This is a genomic window from Rhizobium leguminosarum (assembly GCF_010668065.1).
Lineage (GTDB): Bacteria > Pseudomonadota > Alphaproteobacteria > Rhizobiales > Rhizobiaceae > Rhizobium > Rhizobium leguminosarum_S.
Genome location: NZ_WUEN01000013.1, coordinates 146,703 through 162,211 on the forward strand (window position 1 = coordinate 146,703; position 15,509 = coordinate 162,211).

At 61.5% G+C, this 15,509-nt stretch carries 15 protein-coding genes, 1 tRNA gene and 1 riboswitch; of the genes, 5 read left to right on the forward strand and 11 right to left on the reverse strand.

What is annotated here, in order from left to right; genetic code table 11:
- The first annotated feature begins 19 nt into the window (after positions 1–19).
- Together GR198_RS28395 and GR198_RS28400 are read left to right on the forward strand one after the other, a co-directional pair.
- On the forward strand, positions 20–958 hold the full coding sequence (locus tag GR198_RS28395; protein WP_032984825.1) for a glycoside hydrolase family 26 protein: 939 nt from the start codon (positions 20–22) through the stop codon (positions 956–958).
- An 18-nt stretch (positions 959–976) separates the two neighbouring features.
- A complete protein-coding gene (locus GR198_RS28400) occupies positions 977–1,486 on the forward strand; it encodes a DUF995 domain-containing protein (protein WP_029875424.1) in 510 nt (169 codons plus the stop codon).
- Between the two features lie 132 nt (positions 1,487–1,618).
- Here GR198_RS28400 and GR198_RS28405 read toward each other — a convergent pair.
- Positions 1,619–1,692 (reverse strand) — tRNA-Gly (locus tag GR198_RS28405).
- A 59-nt stretch (positions 1,693–1,751) separates the two neighbouring features.
- Positions 1,752–2,846 (reverse strand): 2'-deoxycytidine 5'-triphosphate deaminase, encoded by a 1,095-nt coding sequence (locus GR198_RS28410; protein WP_003556209.1) that lies wholly within the window; start codon positions 2,844–2,846, stop codon positions 1,752–1,754.
- Between the two features lie 73 nt (positions 2,847–2,919).
- A riboswitch (SAM riboswitch) is annotated at positions 2,920–2,998 on the forward strand.
- Between the two features lie 42 nt (positions 2,999–3,040).
- Here GR198_RS28410 and GR198_RS28415 point away from each other — a divergent pair.
- On the forward strand, positions 3,041–4,225 hold the full coding sequence (locus GR198_RS28415) for an O-succinylhomoserine sulfhydrylase (protein WP_029875425.1): 1,185 nt from the start codon (positions 3,041–3,043) through the stop codon (positions 4,223–4,225).
- 237 nt (positions 4,226–4,462) lie between these two features.
- Entirely contained in the window at positions 4,463–4,855 is a 393-nt protein-coding gene (gene apaG / locus GR198_RS28420; protein ID WP_024321046.1) for a Co2+/Mg2+ efflux protein ApaG, read from the forward strand.
- Positions 4,856–4,990: 135 nt separating this feature from the next.
- Here apaG and GR198_RS28425 read toward each other — a convergent pair whose 3' ends face one another.
- The 4 genes from GR198_RS28425 to GR198_RS28440 all read right to left on the reverse strand — a co-directional run bounded on the left by GR198_RS28425 (position 4,991) and on the right by GR198_RS28440 (position 8,950).
- Positions 4,991–5,578, reverse strand: coding sequence for a hypothetical protein (locus GR198_RS28425; protein ID WP_029875426.1), 588 nt, complete (start codon positions 5,576–5,578; stop codon positions 4,991–4,993).
- Positions 5,579–5,710: 132 nt separating this feature from the next.
- Positions 5,711–6,703, reverse strand: a complete 993-nt coding sequence (locus tag GR198_RS28430; protein WP_164069874.1) for an Hsp33 family molecular chaperone — start codon at positions 6,701–6,703, stop codon at positions 5,711–5,713.
- 90 nt (positions 6,704–6,793) lie between these two features.
- Positions 6,794–7,708: an ornithine carbamoyltransferase gene (gene argF / locus GR198_RS28435; protein WP_003545186.1), complete on the reverse strand. Its 915-nt coding sequence runs from the start codon at positions 7,706–7,708 to the stop codon at positions 6,794–6,796.
- 42 nt (positions 7,709–7,750) lie between these two features.
- Positions 7,751–8,950: an aspartate aminotransferase family protein gene (locus GR198_RS28440; protein ID WP_164069875.1), complete on the reverse strand. Its 1,200-nt coding sequence runs from the start codon at positions 8,948–8,950 to the stop codon at positions 7,751–7,753.
- 420 nt (positions 8,951–9,370) lie between these two features.
- Between GR198_RS28440 and GR198_RS28445 the strand changes: the two genes are divergently transcribed.
- Positions 9,371–9,904 (forward strand): GcrA family cell cycle regulator, encoded by a 534-nt coding sequence (locus GR198_RS28445; protein WP_003545183.1) that lies wholly within the window; start codon positions 9,371–9,373, stop codon positions 9,902–9,904.
- Positions 9,905–10,223: 319 nt separating this feature from the next.
- Here the strand turns inward: GR198_RS28445 and phoB are convergent, their stop codons facing one another.
- The 5 genes from phoB to pstC form a co-directional block, all read right to left on the reverse strand.
- Positions 10,224–10,907: a phosphate regulon transcriptional regulator PhoB gene (gene phoB / locus GR198_RS28450; protein ID WP_010068798.1), complete on the reverse strand. Its 684-nt coding sequence runs from the start codon at positions 10,905–10,907 to the stop codon at positions 10,224–10,226.
- A gap of 132 nt (positions 10,908–11,039) precedes the next feature.
- Positions 11,040–11,753: a phosphate signaling complex protein PhoU gene (gene phoU, locus GR198_RS28455; protein WP_003545180.1), complete on the reverse strand. Its 714-nt coding sequence runs from the start codon at positions 11,751–11,753 to the stop codon at positions 11,040–11,042.
- Between the two features lie 44 nt (positions 11,754–11,797).
- A complete protein-coding gene (gene pstB / locus GR198_RS28460; protein ID WP_003545178.1) occupies positions 11,798–12,613 on the reverse strand; it encodes a phosphate ABC transporter ATP-binding protein PstB in 816 nt (271 codons plus the stop codon).
- Between the two features lie 15 nt (positions 12,614–12,628).
- Positions 12,629–13,951, reverse strand: a complete 1,323-nt coding sequence (gene pstA, locus GR198_RS28465) for a phosphate ABC transporter permease PstA (protein ID WP_029875430.1) — start codon at positions 13,949–13,951, stop codon at positions 12,629–12,631.
- Positions 13,948–15,429 carry a phosphate ABC transporter permease subunit PstC gene (gene pstC, locus GR198_RS28470; protein WP_029875431.1) on the reverse strand — a complete coding sequence of 494 codons (1,482 nt, stop codon included), beginning with the start codon at positions 15,427–15,429 and terminating at the stop codon, positions 13,948–13,950. Before pstC ends, pstA begins: the two co-directional genes overlap by 4 nt.
- Positions 15,430–15,509 lie beyond the last annotated feature (80 nt).

A 15,509-nucleotide genomic window follows, 5' to 3' on the forward strand; every position in this document is an offset into this window, starting at 1 on the left:
CCCATCCAAAATAGCCCTGTTGTCGTTAACCGGCCTGTTGCTGTCGGGAGTCGCGGTCCTGCCGACCGCTCTGGGCAGCGTTGCCGAAGGGCAGCCACTTGCAATGACGACATCGTCCATTGCGCCGCCGAACAAAATGCCGGTCGTCACGAAGGAGTCGATCACGTTCGGCGCCTATGATCCGCACGGAGATTTGGGCGCCTCGTCCGATTCGAAGATCGAACACCTCTTCCTGCCCTGGGAAGATGTCGATCTGCGCACGCTCGCCCTCGCCGACGATTATGCGCAAGCGCGTGGCCGCACCCTGCTGATCTCGGTCGAGCCCTGGACCTGGTCGACCGGTTCGCGCCAAACCTCGCAGGAACTGCTGCACAGCATCCTGGACGGTTCGCGTGATGCGAACATGGCCGCCGTCTGCTCGACTGCTGCCAAGCTGAAAAGTCCGGTCATCATTCGCTGGGGACAGGAAATGGACGAAACCGACAGCCAGTTCTCCTGGTCGCATTGGCAGGGCGACGATTATGCCAAGGCCTATCGCCGGATGGTGGAGGTCTGCAAGGTCCACCTGAAGACGGCCAAATACATGTGGTCACCGAAGGGCAATGAGGGGCTTCAAGCCTTTTATCCCGGCAACGATGTCGTCGATCTCATCGGGCTCTCGGTCTTTGGCCTGGAGCAATACGACAGGGACAAGACTGGCCGTGACCAGACGTTTGCCGAACATCTTGCGCCCGGATACGCCCGTGTCGCTGGTTACGGCAAGCCCATCATGGTTGCCGAACTCGGCTACGAAGGCGGCGATTCCTTCGTGCGAAACTGGGCTGAGAGCGTAACGAAACGCTATCCCCAGTTCCCGGCCCTCAGCGCCGTTGTCTACTTCAACGACCGTGAAGTCTATCCGTGGCCGGACGGCTATGGCCGCCCCGACTGGCGGGTCGTCCGCGAAAGCATCAATTGAACAAGAAGGAACCTGAACATGTCCATGCTTCAAAAAATGCTCCTGACCGTGGTCCTGACCGGCGGTATCGCCACGGCCGCGTCCGCTGCCGGAACCAATGAGCCTGCGGGGATCGAGACCGCAAAGCCGATGAGCAGCGCGGAAATCTATCGGCTCTACAACCAGAATTCCTGGATGTGGAAAGCCGGCGCCGGCTACTTCTCCGCAAAGGCGCGTCGCTTTACCGCCTGGTCGCGGGAAAATGGCTCGCCATCCTTCGGCATGGGCCGCTGGTTCATCACGGAGTCGGGTAAACTCTGCTTCAACGCCGACTGGCACGCCAAGACCGGAACGGCGACGGCAATCACCTGCTTCAGCCACCGCAAGAAGGGCGGCCTGATCTATCAGAAACGCGAACCGGACGGTGAATGGTACGTTTTCAAGAGCGCACCGGCACAAGCCACCGACGAATTCGCAAAGCTTCGCCACGGCGACTACGTGAGGTCTCAATTGGGGGGAATTGAGACGAGCGTCAGTAAGACCAAATAAAGGCGAAGCTAGGGGTTGCGCGCGGCCGAGGCGCCATCTGTATCCTTGTAGGAGCCGATGCCTGCGCGCAACCCTTTTCATAAAAGATCACGAAGCGCCTTCAAAAGGCGGCGAACGGACGGCCGGGGCAGCTGGAGCGGGTGAAGGGAATCGAACCCTCGTATTCAGCTTGGGAAGCTGCTGCTCTACCATTGAGCTACACCCGCGATGAAGCGAGATTTCCAACAGATGGGGGCCGCTGTCAAGTCGCGGCCGCCGGGAAGGCTCAGATGCGGAAGTGCTTCGAGAGTTTGAGGCCCTGGGCCTGGTAGTTGGAGCCGAGGCCGGAGCCGTAGAGGCTGGCGGGCTTTTCCTGCATATGTTCGTAGACGAGGCGGCCGACGATCTGGCCGTCTTCGAGGATGAAGGGCACCTCGTGGCTGCGCACTTCGAGCACGGCACGGCTGCCGCGCCCGCCGGCAGGCGCATGGCCGAAGCCCGGATCGAAGAAGCCGGCATAATGAACGCGGAATTCGCCGACCAGCGGATCGAACGGGGTCATCTCGGCTGCGTAATCCGGCGGCACGTGCACCGCCTCGCGCGAGACGAGGATATAGAACTCATCGGGATCGAGGATCAGCTCGTTGCGGCCGCGGCTGTGGAGCGGTTCCCAGAAATCGAAGAGGTCGTGCTCGGCCTTCTTGTCGACGTCGACGACGGCAGTGTGATGTTTGCCGCGATAACCGATCAGGCCGTCCTTGTCTCCGGCAAGGTCGATCGACAGGGCGATGCCGCCGCCTGATACGTTCGGCAGCTTGCTGGCGACCAGCGTCTCGCTCTCGTGCAGCTTCAAAAGTTCCGGCTCGCCGAGCAGGGCCTGGCCGACGCGGAAACGGATCTGCGACAGGCGCGAGCCGCGGCGCACGACGATCGGGAAGGTGCGCGGGCTGATTTCGAGATAGAGCGGGCCGGCATAGCCTGCCGGGATCTTGTCGAATTCCTGGGCGTAATCGGTGATGACGCGGGTGAAGATATCGAGGCGCCCGGTCGAGCTCTTCGGGTTGGCCGAGGCCGACATGTCGACCGGCAGCGCTAAGCTCTCCATCAGCGGCACGATGTAGACGCAGCCGGTTTCGAGCACCGCGCCTTCGGACAGGTCGATCACGTGCAGGCTCAGCCGGTCGAGCTTGTCGGACACCAGATGCGAGGGGCCTGGCATGAAGCTGGCGCGCACGCGAAAAGCCTTGCCGCCCAAGCGCAGGTCGAGGCTTGCCGGCTGGATCTGGTCGCGGTCCAGCTCCCGCTCGGAGATCAGACGCCCCGTTTCGAACAGCGCGGAGATCGCGCGATCCGCCAGAATTCCCGTTTCGCGAGCCATCATGCCTCATCCATCATTTGCCGCCGACAAAACCAAACTCGGGGAATTGACGCAAGCAGCTAACAGCAGTATTGCAGAATTATCCCGTGGTGATTTGGCCGGTCGGCTTGCAGCCACGTTAAACAAGTGGCTAAAAAGACCGGGTTGAAACCGGTCTGCTTTTGCGACCGGTTTTTTTGTTATGTGAAGGTGATGGCATGAGCAAGACCTGGCGCCCGGCAACCCAACTCGTCCACGGTGGCACGCTGCGTTCGCAATATGGCGAGACGTCCGAGGCAATCTATCTCACCCAAGGCTTCGTCTATGAGACGTCGGAGGCGGCCGAAGCCCGCTTCAAGGGCGAGACGGAGGGCTTCATCTACGCCCGCTACGGCAGCCCCACCAACGACATGTTCGAAAAGCGCATGTGCATGCTCGAAGGCGCTGAAGACGCCCGCGCCACGGCTTCCGGCATGGCTGCCGTCACCGCGGCGATCCTCTGCCAGCTGAAATCAGGCGATCATATCGTCGCCGCGCGCGCCCTGTTCGGCTCCTGCCGCTGGGTCGTCGAGACGCTGGCGCCGAAATACGGCATCGACTGCACGCTGATCGACGGCCGGGATCTGGCGAATTGGGAAAAGGCGATCACGCCGAAGACCAAGGTGTTCTTCCTGGAAAGCCCGACCAACCCGACGCTCGAAGTGATCGATATTGCAGGCGTCGCCAAGCTCGCCAACCAGATCGGCGCCAAGGTCGTCGTCGACAACGTCTTCGCCACGCCGCTGTTCCAGAAGCCGTTGGAGCTCGGCGCCCATATCGTCGTCTATTCCGCCACCAAGCATATTGACGGCCAGGGCCGCTGCCTCGGCGGTGTCGTTCTTTCCGACAAGGAATGGATCGACGAGAACCTGCACGACTATTTCCGCCATACCGGCCCGGCCATGTCGCCGTTCAATGCCTGGACGCTGTTGAAGGGCATCGAGACGCTGCCGCTGCGCGTGCGCCAGCAGACCGAGAATGCGGCAAAGATCGCCGATTTCCTGGTCGAGCAAGGCAAGATCGCCAAGGTGATCTATCCGGGCCGCAAGGACCATCCGCAGGCCGATATCATCGCCAAGCAGATGACCGGCGGCTCGACGCTGGTCTGCTTCGAGCTGAAGGGCGGCAAGGATGCGGCCTTTGCGCTGCAGAACGCGCTCGAGATCATCAAGATCTCCAACAATCTCGGCGACAGCAAGAGCCTGATCACCCATCCGGCAACGACGACGCACAAGAACCTGACGGAAGAGGCACGCGCCGAACTCGGCATCTCGCCTGGTACGGTCCGCCTTTCGGCCGGCATCGAGGATACCGACGACCTGATCGAGGATTTCGCGCGGGCACTTGCCAAGGTCTCGGCCTGATCGACAGCCAGAGCGGCCGGACCCCACCCGGGTTCGGCCGGATCTCACCAAGGTGAGACCGGGGGGAACAAGTTCGCTCGCCGCGGCGTTCCGAAACGGAATTAACACTGACAATTAGGCTTAACGATCGAAAACCCCTCGGATCACAGCCATTTCAGCGATGATAATTGTTCCGTTTCTTGACGGACAGGGCCTCTTATAAGATACGGGTAACATATCTTGACTAAGGTGCAAGGCATGTATCGCGCCCTCACAAGAGAGATCGAAGTAGTCGTCGAGCCGTTCTATCTGGAGGAGCAATCCGATCCGGAAGACGATCGCTATGTCTGGGGTTACCGGATTGTCATCAGCAACAATTCCGGCATAGCCGTTCGGCTGGTCAACCGTTACTGGAACATCACCGATCAGAACGGCCAGGTGGACGAGGTGACTGGCCCCGGCGTCGTCGGCGAACAGCCGCGGCTCAGCCCCGGCGACACCTACGAATATTCCTCCGGCTGCCCGCTCGACACGCCCTCAGGGCTGATGTTCGGCCATTACCAGATGGAAACGGACGAAGGCGAGATGTTCGACGTCGACATCCCCGCCTTCTCGCTGGATTCGCCTGGGCTGCTGCGGGTGCTCAATTGAGAGCGTAGGTTCGCGGTCGTTTCGTCAGTGCAAGCACGGCGCGTGGATCCGGCCGGCTGCAGCCTTCCAGTCAGTACCAACATGGACGCCGTACCCTCGGTCGTAGATCCTCGGGCTTGCCCAGTCATCAATCTACTAAAGGTCAAAAGGATCCGAGGCCTGGGTGCCTGGCTTTGCTTCGAACGGATCTTTTGATTGTGGCGGCGCCGGATGTTTTGCGACCGCATCGTTTACCGCCTTTTGGCAGGCGAGCAACTCATCCGCTGCACTGGCGGAATCTTTCAAACCGAGAGCCACAATCTGCTTTCCTCCAAAGCTGGCGCGGAAACTCAGTTTACCCGCGAACTCCTCAATCAAGTCGGGATCCTCGAAATCAATCCATAATGATTTGAGGCCATCGAGATCCAGACCTCTCGCATCAGCCGTCCGTTTAGACTGGTCGAACGAGAGTTCGATGGGATAATGCTTACCTTTCTCCAAGGATTTCCAGTTTGGGTTTCCGAGCAGAATGTAAAGAGGGTTGTCCTTTTTGCGGAAATTGAAGCCAAGACGAAAAATGGTGTCGTCATCAAAGGAAGTCAGAACAAAACAGCCATTGTCTAAAGTCGGGTCGACAGCCACCCTCCAGCCCCCGACCTCTTTCCATGGGACTGTCTGGTCATCAGCCAAGCTCACTGGTGGCATCGCAGCTATGAGCGCGAGTACAAAAAACAAAAGTCGCATCAACGCCCCATCCGCTTTCTTAGGCCAGAACCAATGAAACAGAATAGGTGCACAGTGACTACGCGAAGTCGAGTCACCGTGCTGCATCATCGCTAATCTTTTATTGTTCGCTGTGCGTGTCCTTAACCGCGCCTATTCGGCCTGCTGAAGCTCGGCCGGCTCGAAGTGGTAGGTGGTCGAGCAGAATTCGCAGGTCACGGCGATTTCGCCGTTTTCCTGGCTGGCCTCGATCTCCTCGGCCGAAAAGCCCTTGAGCACGCCCTTGATCTTGTCCCGCGAGCAGCTGCAGCGGTCGAAAACCGCGCGCGGTTCGTAGACGCGCACGCCGCGCTCGTGGAACAGGCGGAACAGCAGCCGCTCGGTTCCAACAAGCGGATCGGTGAGTTCATCGGCGTCGATGGTCTCGACCAGCGAACGCGCTTCGGCCCAGGCATCGTCCTCGCCATGCGGGCTGCTGCCGGTGTCGCCGTCGCCGCCGTGGAGATCCGGCTGGCGCATGCGCTCCGGCGCTTCCGGCAGGAACTGGGCGACGAGGCCGCCGGCCCGCCAGCGATGGCGCGGCTTGCCGGCATCGTCACGATCGAAGAGTTCGGCCGCGGCAAGACGGACGCGCGTCGGGATCTGCTCCGACTGGCGGAAATAGACGCCGGCAATATCTTCCAGCGTGGTGCCGTCGAGCGGAACGATGCCCTGGTAGGGCTGGCTGAACTTGCCCTGGTCGATAGTGAAGGCGAGAATGCCCTTGCCGAGCAATTGCTCCGGCTCGGTTTCGCCTGACTCGATCGCCTTGTTGAGCAGCGCCTGATCGAAACGGGCATAGGCGCGGACATTTTCCGGCGTCGAGAAATCGGCGACGAGAAGATCGACCGGGCCGTCGCCCTTGGTCTGCACCGTGAACTTGCCGTCGAACTTCAGCGAGGTGCCGAGCAGCACCGTCAGCACGACGACTTCGGCAAGCAGCCGGGCAACGGGTGCGGGATAATGATGACGCTCGAGGATCGCATCGAGCATCGGGCCGAGTTGAACGGCGCGGCCGCGCACATCCAGCCCTTCCACCTGGAAGGGGACGACATGGTCATCGCCGGCGAAATCAAACTGGCCGAGGGCGGCTGCAGCTTCTGCCATGGCTTTTAACTCCTAGTTTCAGAGCGATGGGCCAGCGTGCCCTTCGCTCACGCGGTCGCGAGTCTGTCTCTCGCGACGTCCGATTATGGTTCAGATCGCGCCCAGGCACCAAGCAAGAATCGACTTCTGCGCATGAAGACGGTTTTCCGCTTCATCGAAGACCACGGATTGCGGACCGTCGATCACTTCGTCTGTCACTTCCTCACCGCGATGAGCGGGCAGGCAATGCATGAACAATGCATCATTGCCGGCTTTGGCCATCAAGGCCGCGTTGACCTGATAAGGCTGGAAGACATTGTGACCCCGGGCCCGATGTTCCTGATTCATGGAGACCCAGGTATCGGTCACCACGCAATCGACGCCGGCGACCGCACGGTCGGCATCATGGCAGAGCATGATTTCGGCGCCCTCATTGCGGGCCCAGTTCAGATAGTGATCCTTGGGCTCCGAGCCAAGGGGGACGGCCATGTTCATGCGGTAGCCGAAGCGAGCGGCACCCTCGACCAGCGAATGCAGCACATTGTTGCCGTCGCCGGTCCAGGCGATGGTCTTGCCCTTGATCGGGCCGCGGTGCTCTTCGAAGGTCATGATATCGGCCATGATCTGGCAGGGATGGGTGTCATCCGTCAGCGCATTGATGACAGGCACGGTCGCATGCTGGGCCAGCTCGACCAGCCGCGAATGCTCGGTGGTGCGGATCATGATCGCATCGACATAACGCGACAGCACCTTGGCGGTGTCGCCGATCGTCTCGGCGCGGCCGAGCTGCATCTCGGTGCCGGACAGGAACAGCGTTTCGCCGCCGAGCTGGCGCATGCCGACGTCGAAGGAGACGCGGGTGCGCGTCGACGGCTTCTCGAAGATCATCGCCAGCATCTTGCCGGCGAGCGGCTTGTCGCCCTGGCCCGCCTTGAAGGCCTGCTTGCGGGAAAGCGCATCGTTCATGATGGTTCTGAGATCGGCTGATGTGACTGCCGAAAGATCGAGGAAATGTTTAGGGCTCATATCGTCTTCTTACCTGTGCTGCGCCCGAAGGCGGCAATCTCTTCAAGCCGTCTTCTTGACCTTGGAGGCGCGAATGCTCTCGGCGGCGCGTTCGACGCGGGCAAGGCCCTCGCGGGCTTCCTCGGCGGTGACCACGAGCGGCGGAAGAAGGCGGATGACATTGTCGCCGGCAGGCACGCCGAGCAGATGGGCGGCGCGGATCGCCTGCAGCAGTTCGGCTGAGGGAACGGCAGCCTTGATGCCGAGCAAAAGGCCCTCGCCGCGCACGTCCTCGATCACATCGGGATAACGATCCTTCAGTGAGGCGAGACCCTGGCGGAAGACAAGCGCGACATCGCGCACCTGCTGGAGGAAGCCATCAGCCAGGATGATGTCGAGCACGGCGCCGCCGACGGCCATGGCAAGCGGATTGCCGCCATAGGTCGAACCATGGGTGCCGGCCTTCATGCCGGAGGCGGCCTCTGATGTGGCAAGGCAGGCGCCGAGCGGGAAACCGCCGCCGATGCCCTTGGCGACCGCCATGATATCGGGGGTGATGCCCGACCATTCATGGGCGAAGAGCTTGCCGGTGCGGCCGACGCCGGTCTGGACCTCGTCGAGGATCAACAGCAGGCCGTTCTCGTCGCAGAGCTGGCGAAGCGCCTTCATGAACTCAGGTGTGGCAGGACGCACACCGCCCTCGCCCTGCACCGGCTCGATGAGGATGGCGGCCGTCGCCTCGGTGATCGCGGCGCGGACAGCTTCGATATCGCCGAAAGCCACCTGATCGAAACCCGGCGCCTTGGGGCCGAAGCCTTCGAGATATTTCTCCTGGCCGCCGGCGGCGATCGTCGCCAGCGTCCGTCCGTGGAAGGCGCCTTCGAAGGTGATGATATGGAAGCGCTCGGGATGGCCCTTGGAAAACTGGTAGCGGCGCGCCGTCTTGATCGCGCATTCGAGCGCCTCGGCGCCCGAATTGGTGAAGAACACCTTGTCGGCGAAGGTGGCGTCCGTCAGCCGTTTTGCCAGGCGCTCCTGGCCGGGGATCTCATAGATATTCGACAGGTGCCAGACCTTGTCGGCCTGCTCCTTCAGTGCGCCGACCACATGCGGATTGCTGTGGCCGACGGAGGTGACGGCGACGCCGGCGCCGAAATCGAGATATCGCTCGCCAGTTTCGGTGATCAGCCATACGCCCTCGCCTCGCTCGAACCGCAGCGGGGCACGAGAATAGGTGTCATAAAGCGGCGCGGCTTCAGCCATGGCGCGATCTCCATCAAAGTTGCCGGGCAATGACTCCGGCTAAGGAAACCAGGCCCGAAAAATCAAAAATGCCGCCTTGCGGCGGCGAGTGGCACTATTTCCTTTTCGCGCTGCAATGTCAACAAAACGGCGCCCTTAGCGTATGCAGCACAGGTGTACAGCGGCATTTTCAGTCTTCAACAGGCATTATTGCAGAAATGACACGCAGAGGCAGCAAGTTGGGGAAAACTACGAATTCGATTCATCCGGATTCATGCGACTCTTGTCACGGAGTCAGGCTCACACTAGGTTAAAGATCAATTACTAGACTGCATGCGGCGGAACTAGTCACCAAAATTGATCAAGCGTTTCTTGTTTCGGAGCTCCCGGGACAACGGTGAGGGATTCTGCCATCACCAACGCAAAAGGTGGAGACAGGGCATGAACTGGACAGACGAGCGGGTCGAGAAACTCAAGAAACTTTGGGCCGAAGGACTGAGCGCGAGCCAGATCGCGGCACAACTTGGCGGTGTCAGCCGAAACGCGGTCATCGGCAAAGTGCACCGGCTGTGCCTTCCCGGCCGTGCCAAGGCCGGCGGCACCAACACCGCGGCGCGAACGCCGAAGCGCAATACATCGGCGCCGCGCGCGCCGAACTTCGCCTCTCGCATCACCACCCGCACCGTTACCCGCCAGCAGGGCGCGACGATGCTGAAGGAAGAGATCGAGATCGAAACGATCGAGGAAATGGAATACGTGCCGAGAGGCAACGTGGTGGTGCCGATTTCGCGCCGCCTCGGCCTGACGGAACTGACCGAGCGCACCTGCAAGTGGCCGGTCGGCGATCCGCTGAAGGACGACTTCCATTTCTGCGGCTGCGAGTCCCCCGACAATTCGCCTTATTGCAGCTATCACCAGAAGCTCGCCTACCAACCGGTCAACGAACGCCGCCGGGCGGCAGCGCGGGCCAGCTGAACGCGGGCAACCATCGTTAGAATGCAGAAAACGGGCCGAGTGGCCCGTTTTTTTACGCGCGGATGGGAGCGCTCATTGCGGGACGGCTGCCCCTCACCCTAACCCTCTCCCCGTAAACGGGGCGAGGGGACGTGCCCTGCAAGAGGTTGTGGGGAACGGAGAGGTCGCGGCATATCCCCTTCGCCCCGTTTACGGGGAGAAGGTGGCGGCAGCCGGATGAGGGGCAGTCCATCGCCACGAACCGGACAGTAGCGGGACAAGCCCACGCATGACGAAAAAGCCGTCGGCCGACTTTGCCAGCAGGCTCAGATGGAAGCCCTCAGGCTTCCATCGAATAACCGGCGCCGCGGACGGTGCGGATGACGTCCTGCATGTTGGAAAAATTCAGCGCCTTGCGCAGGCGGCCGACATGGACGTCGACGGTTCGCTCGTCGACATAGATATCGTGGCCCCAGACGCCATCCAGAAGCTGCGAGCGGGAGAAGACCCGGCCCGGCGACGACATCAGGAATTCCAGCAGGCGGAATTCGGTGGGGCCGAGGCGGACTTCGCGGCTCTTGCGATGGACGCGATGGGTTTCGCGGTCGAGCTCGATATCGCCGCATTTCAGCACCGTCGACAGCACCTCGGGACGGGCGCGGCGCAGCATCGCCTTGACGCGGGCAACGAGTTCGGGGGTCGAGAAGGGCTTGACGACATAATCGTCGGCGCCCGTCGACAATCCACGGACGCGCTCGCTCTCCTCGCCGCGCGCCGTCAGCATGATGATCGGCAGGCGCTCGGTTTCCGGCCGCATGCGCAGGCGCCGGCAGAGCTCGATGCCGGAGACGCCCGGCAGCATCCAATCGAGGATGAGAAGATCGGGCGTGCGCTCCTGAAGCCGCATTTCGGCTTCGTCGCCACGAAGGATGGTATCGACCTCGAAGCCTTCCGCTTCGAGATTGTAGCGAAGAAGCACGCTGAGGGCTTCCTCGTCTTCAACAACTGCAACTCTCGGGATCATGCGTGTCGGTCTCCTCGCGCATGATCCTTAAACCAGGGTGATTTAAGCAATGCATCCTGCGCAAATTCAAAAATTGGCTGCGACCTCTTTGCGCGCCCGGACGGGCGCGCACGCAATTGACTGTGCGGGCGGTTATTCCGTGACCGCGCCGACGGTGTTGGCGCTGTCATCCTTCGGACGATCGCCTTCCGGCTGCGCGCCTGTCGCCATGTAAAAGATCGTCTCGGCGATGTTGGTGGCATGGTCGCCGATGCGCTCGATATTCTTGGCGCAGAAGAGAAGATGCGTGCAGCTGGTGATATTGCGCGGATCTTCCATCATGTAGGTCAGGAGCTCGCGGAACAACGAGGTGTACATCGCGTCGATCTCGTTGTCGCGTTCACGGATCGCATTCGCCTTGTCGGCTGAACGATTGGTGTAGACATCGAGCACTTCCTTGAGCTGGACGAGCGCCAGCTCGGACAGATGCTCGAGGCCGCGGGCAAGCTTGCGGGGAACGCCGGTGCTTTGGACGGCGATGACGCGCTTGGCGGTGTTCTTGCCGAGGTCGCCGACGCGTTCGAGATCGGCGGCGATACGGATCGAACCCATGATTTCACGCAGATCCGAGGCCATCGGCTGACGGCGGGCGATGGTAACGATCGCCTTGTCGCCGATTTCGCGTTCGGCGTGATCGAGGATCACATCGTCCGAGATGACCTTCTGCGCCAGCGCGGTATCGCCGTTGACGAGGGCGCGCACGGATTCGCCGACCATCTGCTCGGCCAGGCCGCCCATTTCGGAAATCCGCCTGGACAGGAACTTCAGATCATCATCATAGGCAGAAAAAATATGTGTCGATGCCATGGGGCTTTATCCTCGAATAACGGGAAGGCTTGGTGTCGCCAAAATCAACCGAAGCGACCCATGATGTAGTCCTGGGTACGCGGATCGTCGGGATTGGTGAACATCTTGTCGGTGTCGTTCTCCTCGACCAGATTGCCGAGGTGGAACATAGCGGTGCGCTGCGAAACACGCGCGGCCTGCTGCATGGAGTGGGTGACGATGACGATCGTGTAGTTCTCGCGCAGCTCGTGGATCAGCTCCTCGACCTTGGCGGTGGCGATCGGGTCGAGCGCCGAGCAGGGTTCGTCCATCAGGATGACTTCCGGGCTGACGGCGACGGCACGCGCGATGCAGAGGCGCTGCTGCTGGCCGCCGGACAGGCCGGTGCCGGATTCATGCACGCGGTCCTTGACCTCGTTCCAGAGACCGGCGCGCTGCAGGCTGGTCTCGACGATCTGATCGAGGTCGGCCTTCGACTTGGCAAGGCCATGGATGCGCGGGCCGTAGGAGACGTTTTCGTAGATCGTCTTCGGGAACGGGTTCGGCTTCTGGAAGACCATGCCGACGCGGGCGCGAAGTTCGACGACGTCGATATCGGGATCATAGACATCGTCGGTGTCGAGGGTGATCTTGCCGGTGACGCGGCAGCCGTCGATCGTGTCGTTCATGCGGTTGAGGCACCGCAGGAAGGTCGACTTGCCGCAGCCGGACGGGCCGATCAGGGCGGTTACGGTATTCTCGCGGACGTTCAGGTTCACATCGAAAAGCGCGCGCTTCTCGCCGTAGTAAACCGAGACATCCTTTCCGATCATCTTATACGGGACGTTGCTCATCTTGTGATCCAGCGCCTTTTCAACTGCAGCTTCCGTCAACATGTTCATGATGTGTAACTCCGTTTACCAGCGGCGCTCGAAGCGACGACGCAAGAGGATGGCGCCCATGTTCATGACGATCAGGAACAGGAGCAGGACGATGATGGCACCCGAAGTACGCTCAACGAAGGCACGTTCTGCCTCGTTGGCCCACATATAGACCTGTACGGGCAGAGCCGTCGAGGGATCGAGCGGTGTCGTCGGCGCGTTGGCGACGAAGGCGACCATGCCGATCAGGAGCAGCGGCGCGGTTTCGCCGAGCGCGTGCGCCAGGCCGATGATCGTGCCGGTCAGGATGCCGGGCATGGCGAGCGGCAGCACATGGTGGAACACCATCTGCATTTTCGAAGCGCCGAGGCCGAGTGCTGCGGCGCGGATCGACGGCGGCACGGCGCGCAGTGCCGCACGCGTCGCGATGATGATCGTCGGCAAGGTCATCAGCGTCAGCACCAGGCCACCGACCAGCGAAGCCGAGCGCGGCAGGCCGATGAAGTTGATGAAGACGGAAAGACCGAGCAGACCATAGACGATCGAAGGGACGGCGGCGAGGTTGTTGATGTTGACCTCGATCAGGTCCGTCAGCTTGTTCTTCGGCGCGAACTCCTCGAGATAGATCGAGGCGGCGACGCCGATCGGCAGAGCAAGCACGAGCACGATCAGCATCAGGTAGAGCGAGCCGATCAGGGCGACGCCGAGGCCTGCGGCCTCCGGACGGCTGGAATTGCCGTTGACGAAGAGGCCGGTGTTGAACTGCTTGTGCAGAGCGCCGCTCGCCTTCAGCTCATTCATCCAGCCGACCTGCTTGTCGTTGACCTTGCGGTTCTTCTCATCGACCGAGAGATCGATCTGACCCTTGTTGGCGCTGTCGACATTGGCGTCGGCAAGCACCGTGACATTGACCGTCTTGCCGATGATCGACGGATCGGCCATCACCATATCGCGCAGCTGGATCGGCGCACCCTTGGAGAGCATGGCGGATGCATCGCGCACGTCGGGACGGCTCGAGGCATTGACGTTCAGCTGCTTGACGATCGCGTCGCGCAGGAGAACCGGGTAGTTGGCGGCGATCAGCACCGAAGGGTCGGTCGCACGCTTGTTGTTCGGGTCGATCGTCTTCTCGGAGAATTCGATCGGCAGGGTGACCGCCGTCTGCTGGAAGGCGGTATAGCCTTTGCCGATCACCGTCCACAGCAGGATGAACAGGAAGACGAGACCGAAGGTGATGGCGGCAATGCCATAGGCCTGGAACCGGCGCTCGGCGGCATAGCGGCGCTTGATGCCGATATCGCGGCGCGCTGGCGCCTTCGAAACGGTGACGCCTGATGTGGGAGAAACAATATCCGTCATTCGTACTGCTCCCGGTATTTGCGCACGATGTAGAGCGCATAGATATTGAGGCAAAGCGTGATGCAGAACAGGGTGATGCCAAGGGCAAAGGCAACCAGCGTCTGCGGCGAGGTGAACTCAAGGTCGCCGGTCAGCTGGTTGACGATCTTGACGGTCACCGTCGTCATCGGCTCGAAGGGATTGATCTGGATGCGGGCAGCCACACCGGCGGCCAGCACGACGATCATGGTTTCGCCAATGGCGCGCGAGGCGGTCATCAGCAATGCGCCGACGATGCCGGGAAGGGCTGCGGGCAAGACCACTTTCTTGATGGTTTCGGAGCGTGTAGCGCCAAGACCGAGCGAACCGTCACGCAGTGACCCCGGCACGGCGGTGATGATATCGTCCGACAGCGAGGACACGTAGGGGATCAGCATGATGCCCATGACGATGCCGGCCGTCAGAACGCTCTGCGCCTGGATGAAGTTGCTGTAGTTGCCGGAGAGGAGGCCGCTGACCTGGGCGGAAAAGTCGCGCAGGAACGGGCCGACGGTGACGAGCGCGAAGAAGCCGTAGACGATCGTCGGAATACCGGCGAGCACTTCGAGGAGCGGCTTGGCGACCCCACGCACCTTCGGCGAGGCGTATTCGGCCATGTAGATGGCGGCGAAGAGGCCGACCGGCACGGCGACCAGCATGGCGACCAGGCCGATATAGATCGTGCCGAGCAGCAGCGGGATCAGGCCGAACTGACCGAAGGACGAGCTGCCGGCGCCGGCAAAGCGCGGATCCCAGACGGTGCCGAAGAAGAAGTCCATGGCGGGAACGGCCGCGAAGAAGCGGGCGGCTTCCGACAGCATGGAGAAGACGATGCCGATCGTCGTCAGAATAGCGATCGAGGAGGCAAGCAGCAGGCCCCAGAGCATGACGCGCTCGACCCGGTTGCGGGCGCGGAAGCGCGGCGCGATGGAGCGCAGTGCGTAGAAGGCGCCAGCAACGGCGAGAGCGAAGACGATCGCCGTCATGGCGATGCGGCTCGTCATGCTCATGGCGTTGAGCTTTTTGGCGGCGTCGAGCATGTAAGGCAGCGGTTGGCTGGCAAGCGGCACACCCTTTTCGAGGAGCTTGGCCTGCAGCGCAGCCGGATCGTTGGCGACCGCGGCAGCTTCATCCGAGGTCAGCATCGTCAGGCCGCGGGCAACTGTTGCCACCGTCGAATAGCCGAGGTCCTGCTCGACCGGGGCTTGAGCCCTGATGTCCTCGGGGAAAGCGCCGCGAACCGAGGACTGGATGATGCCGGGGCTGACGGAGAGCCAAACGCAGAGGACGAGCAAGGCGGGAAGAATTGCCCAGATCGCCGCATAGGCGCCGTAATAGGCCGGCCGTGAATGCAATGCGGAGGACCGGCCTCCGGCAAGCGCCGTGGCACGGTTGCGCGCGACCAGATAGGCGGCGACTCCGATCACCACAAGGCACAAAAGTATGATGGATGTGCTCATTCGTTACGTCCCCAGGCCCATAGCCCCAAAAAGCCCGGCAGCTTGATCAGCCTGCCTTCAGCTTCCAATCATGGAGAAGG

Bases quoted from the DNA above. Each gene is read 5' to 3' on its own strand.
- GR198_RS28400 (WP_029875424.1), top strand. From the start codon at position 977: ATGTCCATGCTTCAAAAAATGCTCCTGACCGTGGTCCTGACCGGCGGT.
- GR198_RS28410 (WP_003556209.1), bottom strand. From the start codon at position 2,846: ATGATGGCTCGCGAAACGGGAATTCTGGCGGATCGCGCGATCTCCGCG.
- GR198_RS28415 (WP_029875425.1), top strand. From the start codon at position 3,041: ATGAGCAAGACCTGGCGCCCGGCAACCCAACTCGTCCACGGTGGCACG.
- apaG (WP_024321046.1), top strand. From the start codon at position 4,463: ATGTATCGCGCCCTCACAAGAGAGATCGAAGTAGTCGTCGAGCCGTTC.
- GR198_RS28425 (WP_029875426.1), bottom strand. From the start codon at position 5,578: ATGCGACTTTTGTTTTTTGTACTCGCGCTCATAGCTGCGATGCCACCA.
- GR198_RS28430 (WP_164069874.1), bottom strand. From the start codon at position 6,703: ATGGCAGAAGCTGCAGCCGCCCTCGGCCAGTTTGATTTCGCCGGCGAT.
- argF (WP_003545186.1), bottom strand. From the start codon at position 7,708: ATGAGCCCTAAACATTTCCTCGATCTTTCGGCAGTCACATCAGCCGAT.
- GR198_RS28440 (WP_164069875.1), bottom strand. From the start codon at position 8,950: ATGGCTGAAGCCGCGCCGCTTTATGACACCTATTCTCGTGCCCCGCTG.
- GR198_RS28445 (WP_003545183.1), top strand. From the start codon at position 9,371: ATGAACTGGACAGACGAGCGGGTCGAGAAACTCAAGAAACTTTGGGCC.
- phoB (WP_010068798.1), bottom strand. From the start codon at position 10,907: ATGATCCCGAGAGTTGCAGTTGTTGAAGACGAGGAAGCCCTCAGCGTG.
- phoU (WP_003545180.1), bottom strand. From the start codon at position 11,753: ATGGCATCGACACATATTTTTTCTGCCTATGATGATGATCTGAAGTTC.
- pstB (WP_003545178.1), bottom strand. From the start codon at position 12,613: ATGAACATGTTGACGGAAGCTGCAGTTGAAAAGGCGCTGGATCACAAG.
- pstA (WP_029875430.1), bottom strand. From the start codon at position 13,951: ATGACGGATATTGTTTCTCCCACATCAGGCGTCACCGTTTCGAAGGCG.
- pstC (WP_029875431.1), bottom strand. From the start codon at position 15,429: ATGAGCACATCCATCATACTTTTGTGCCTTGTGGTGATCGGAGTCGCC.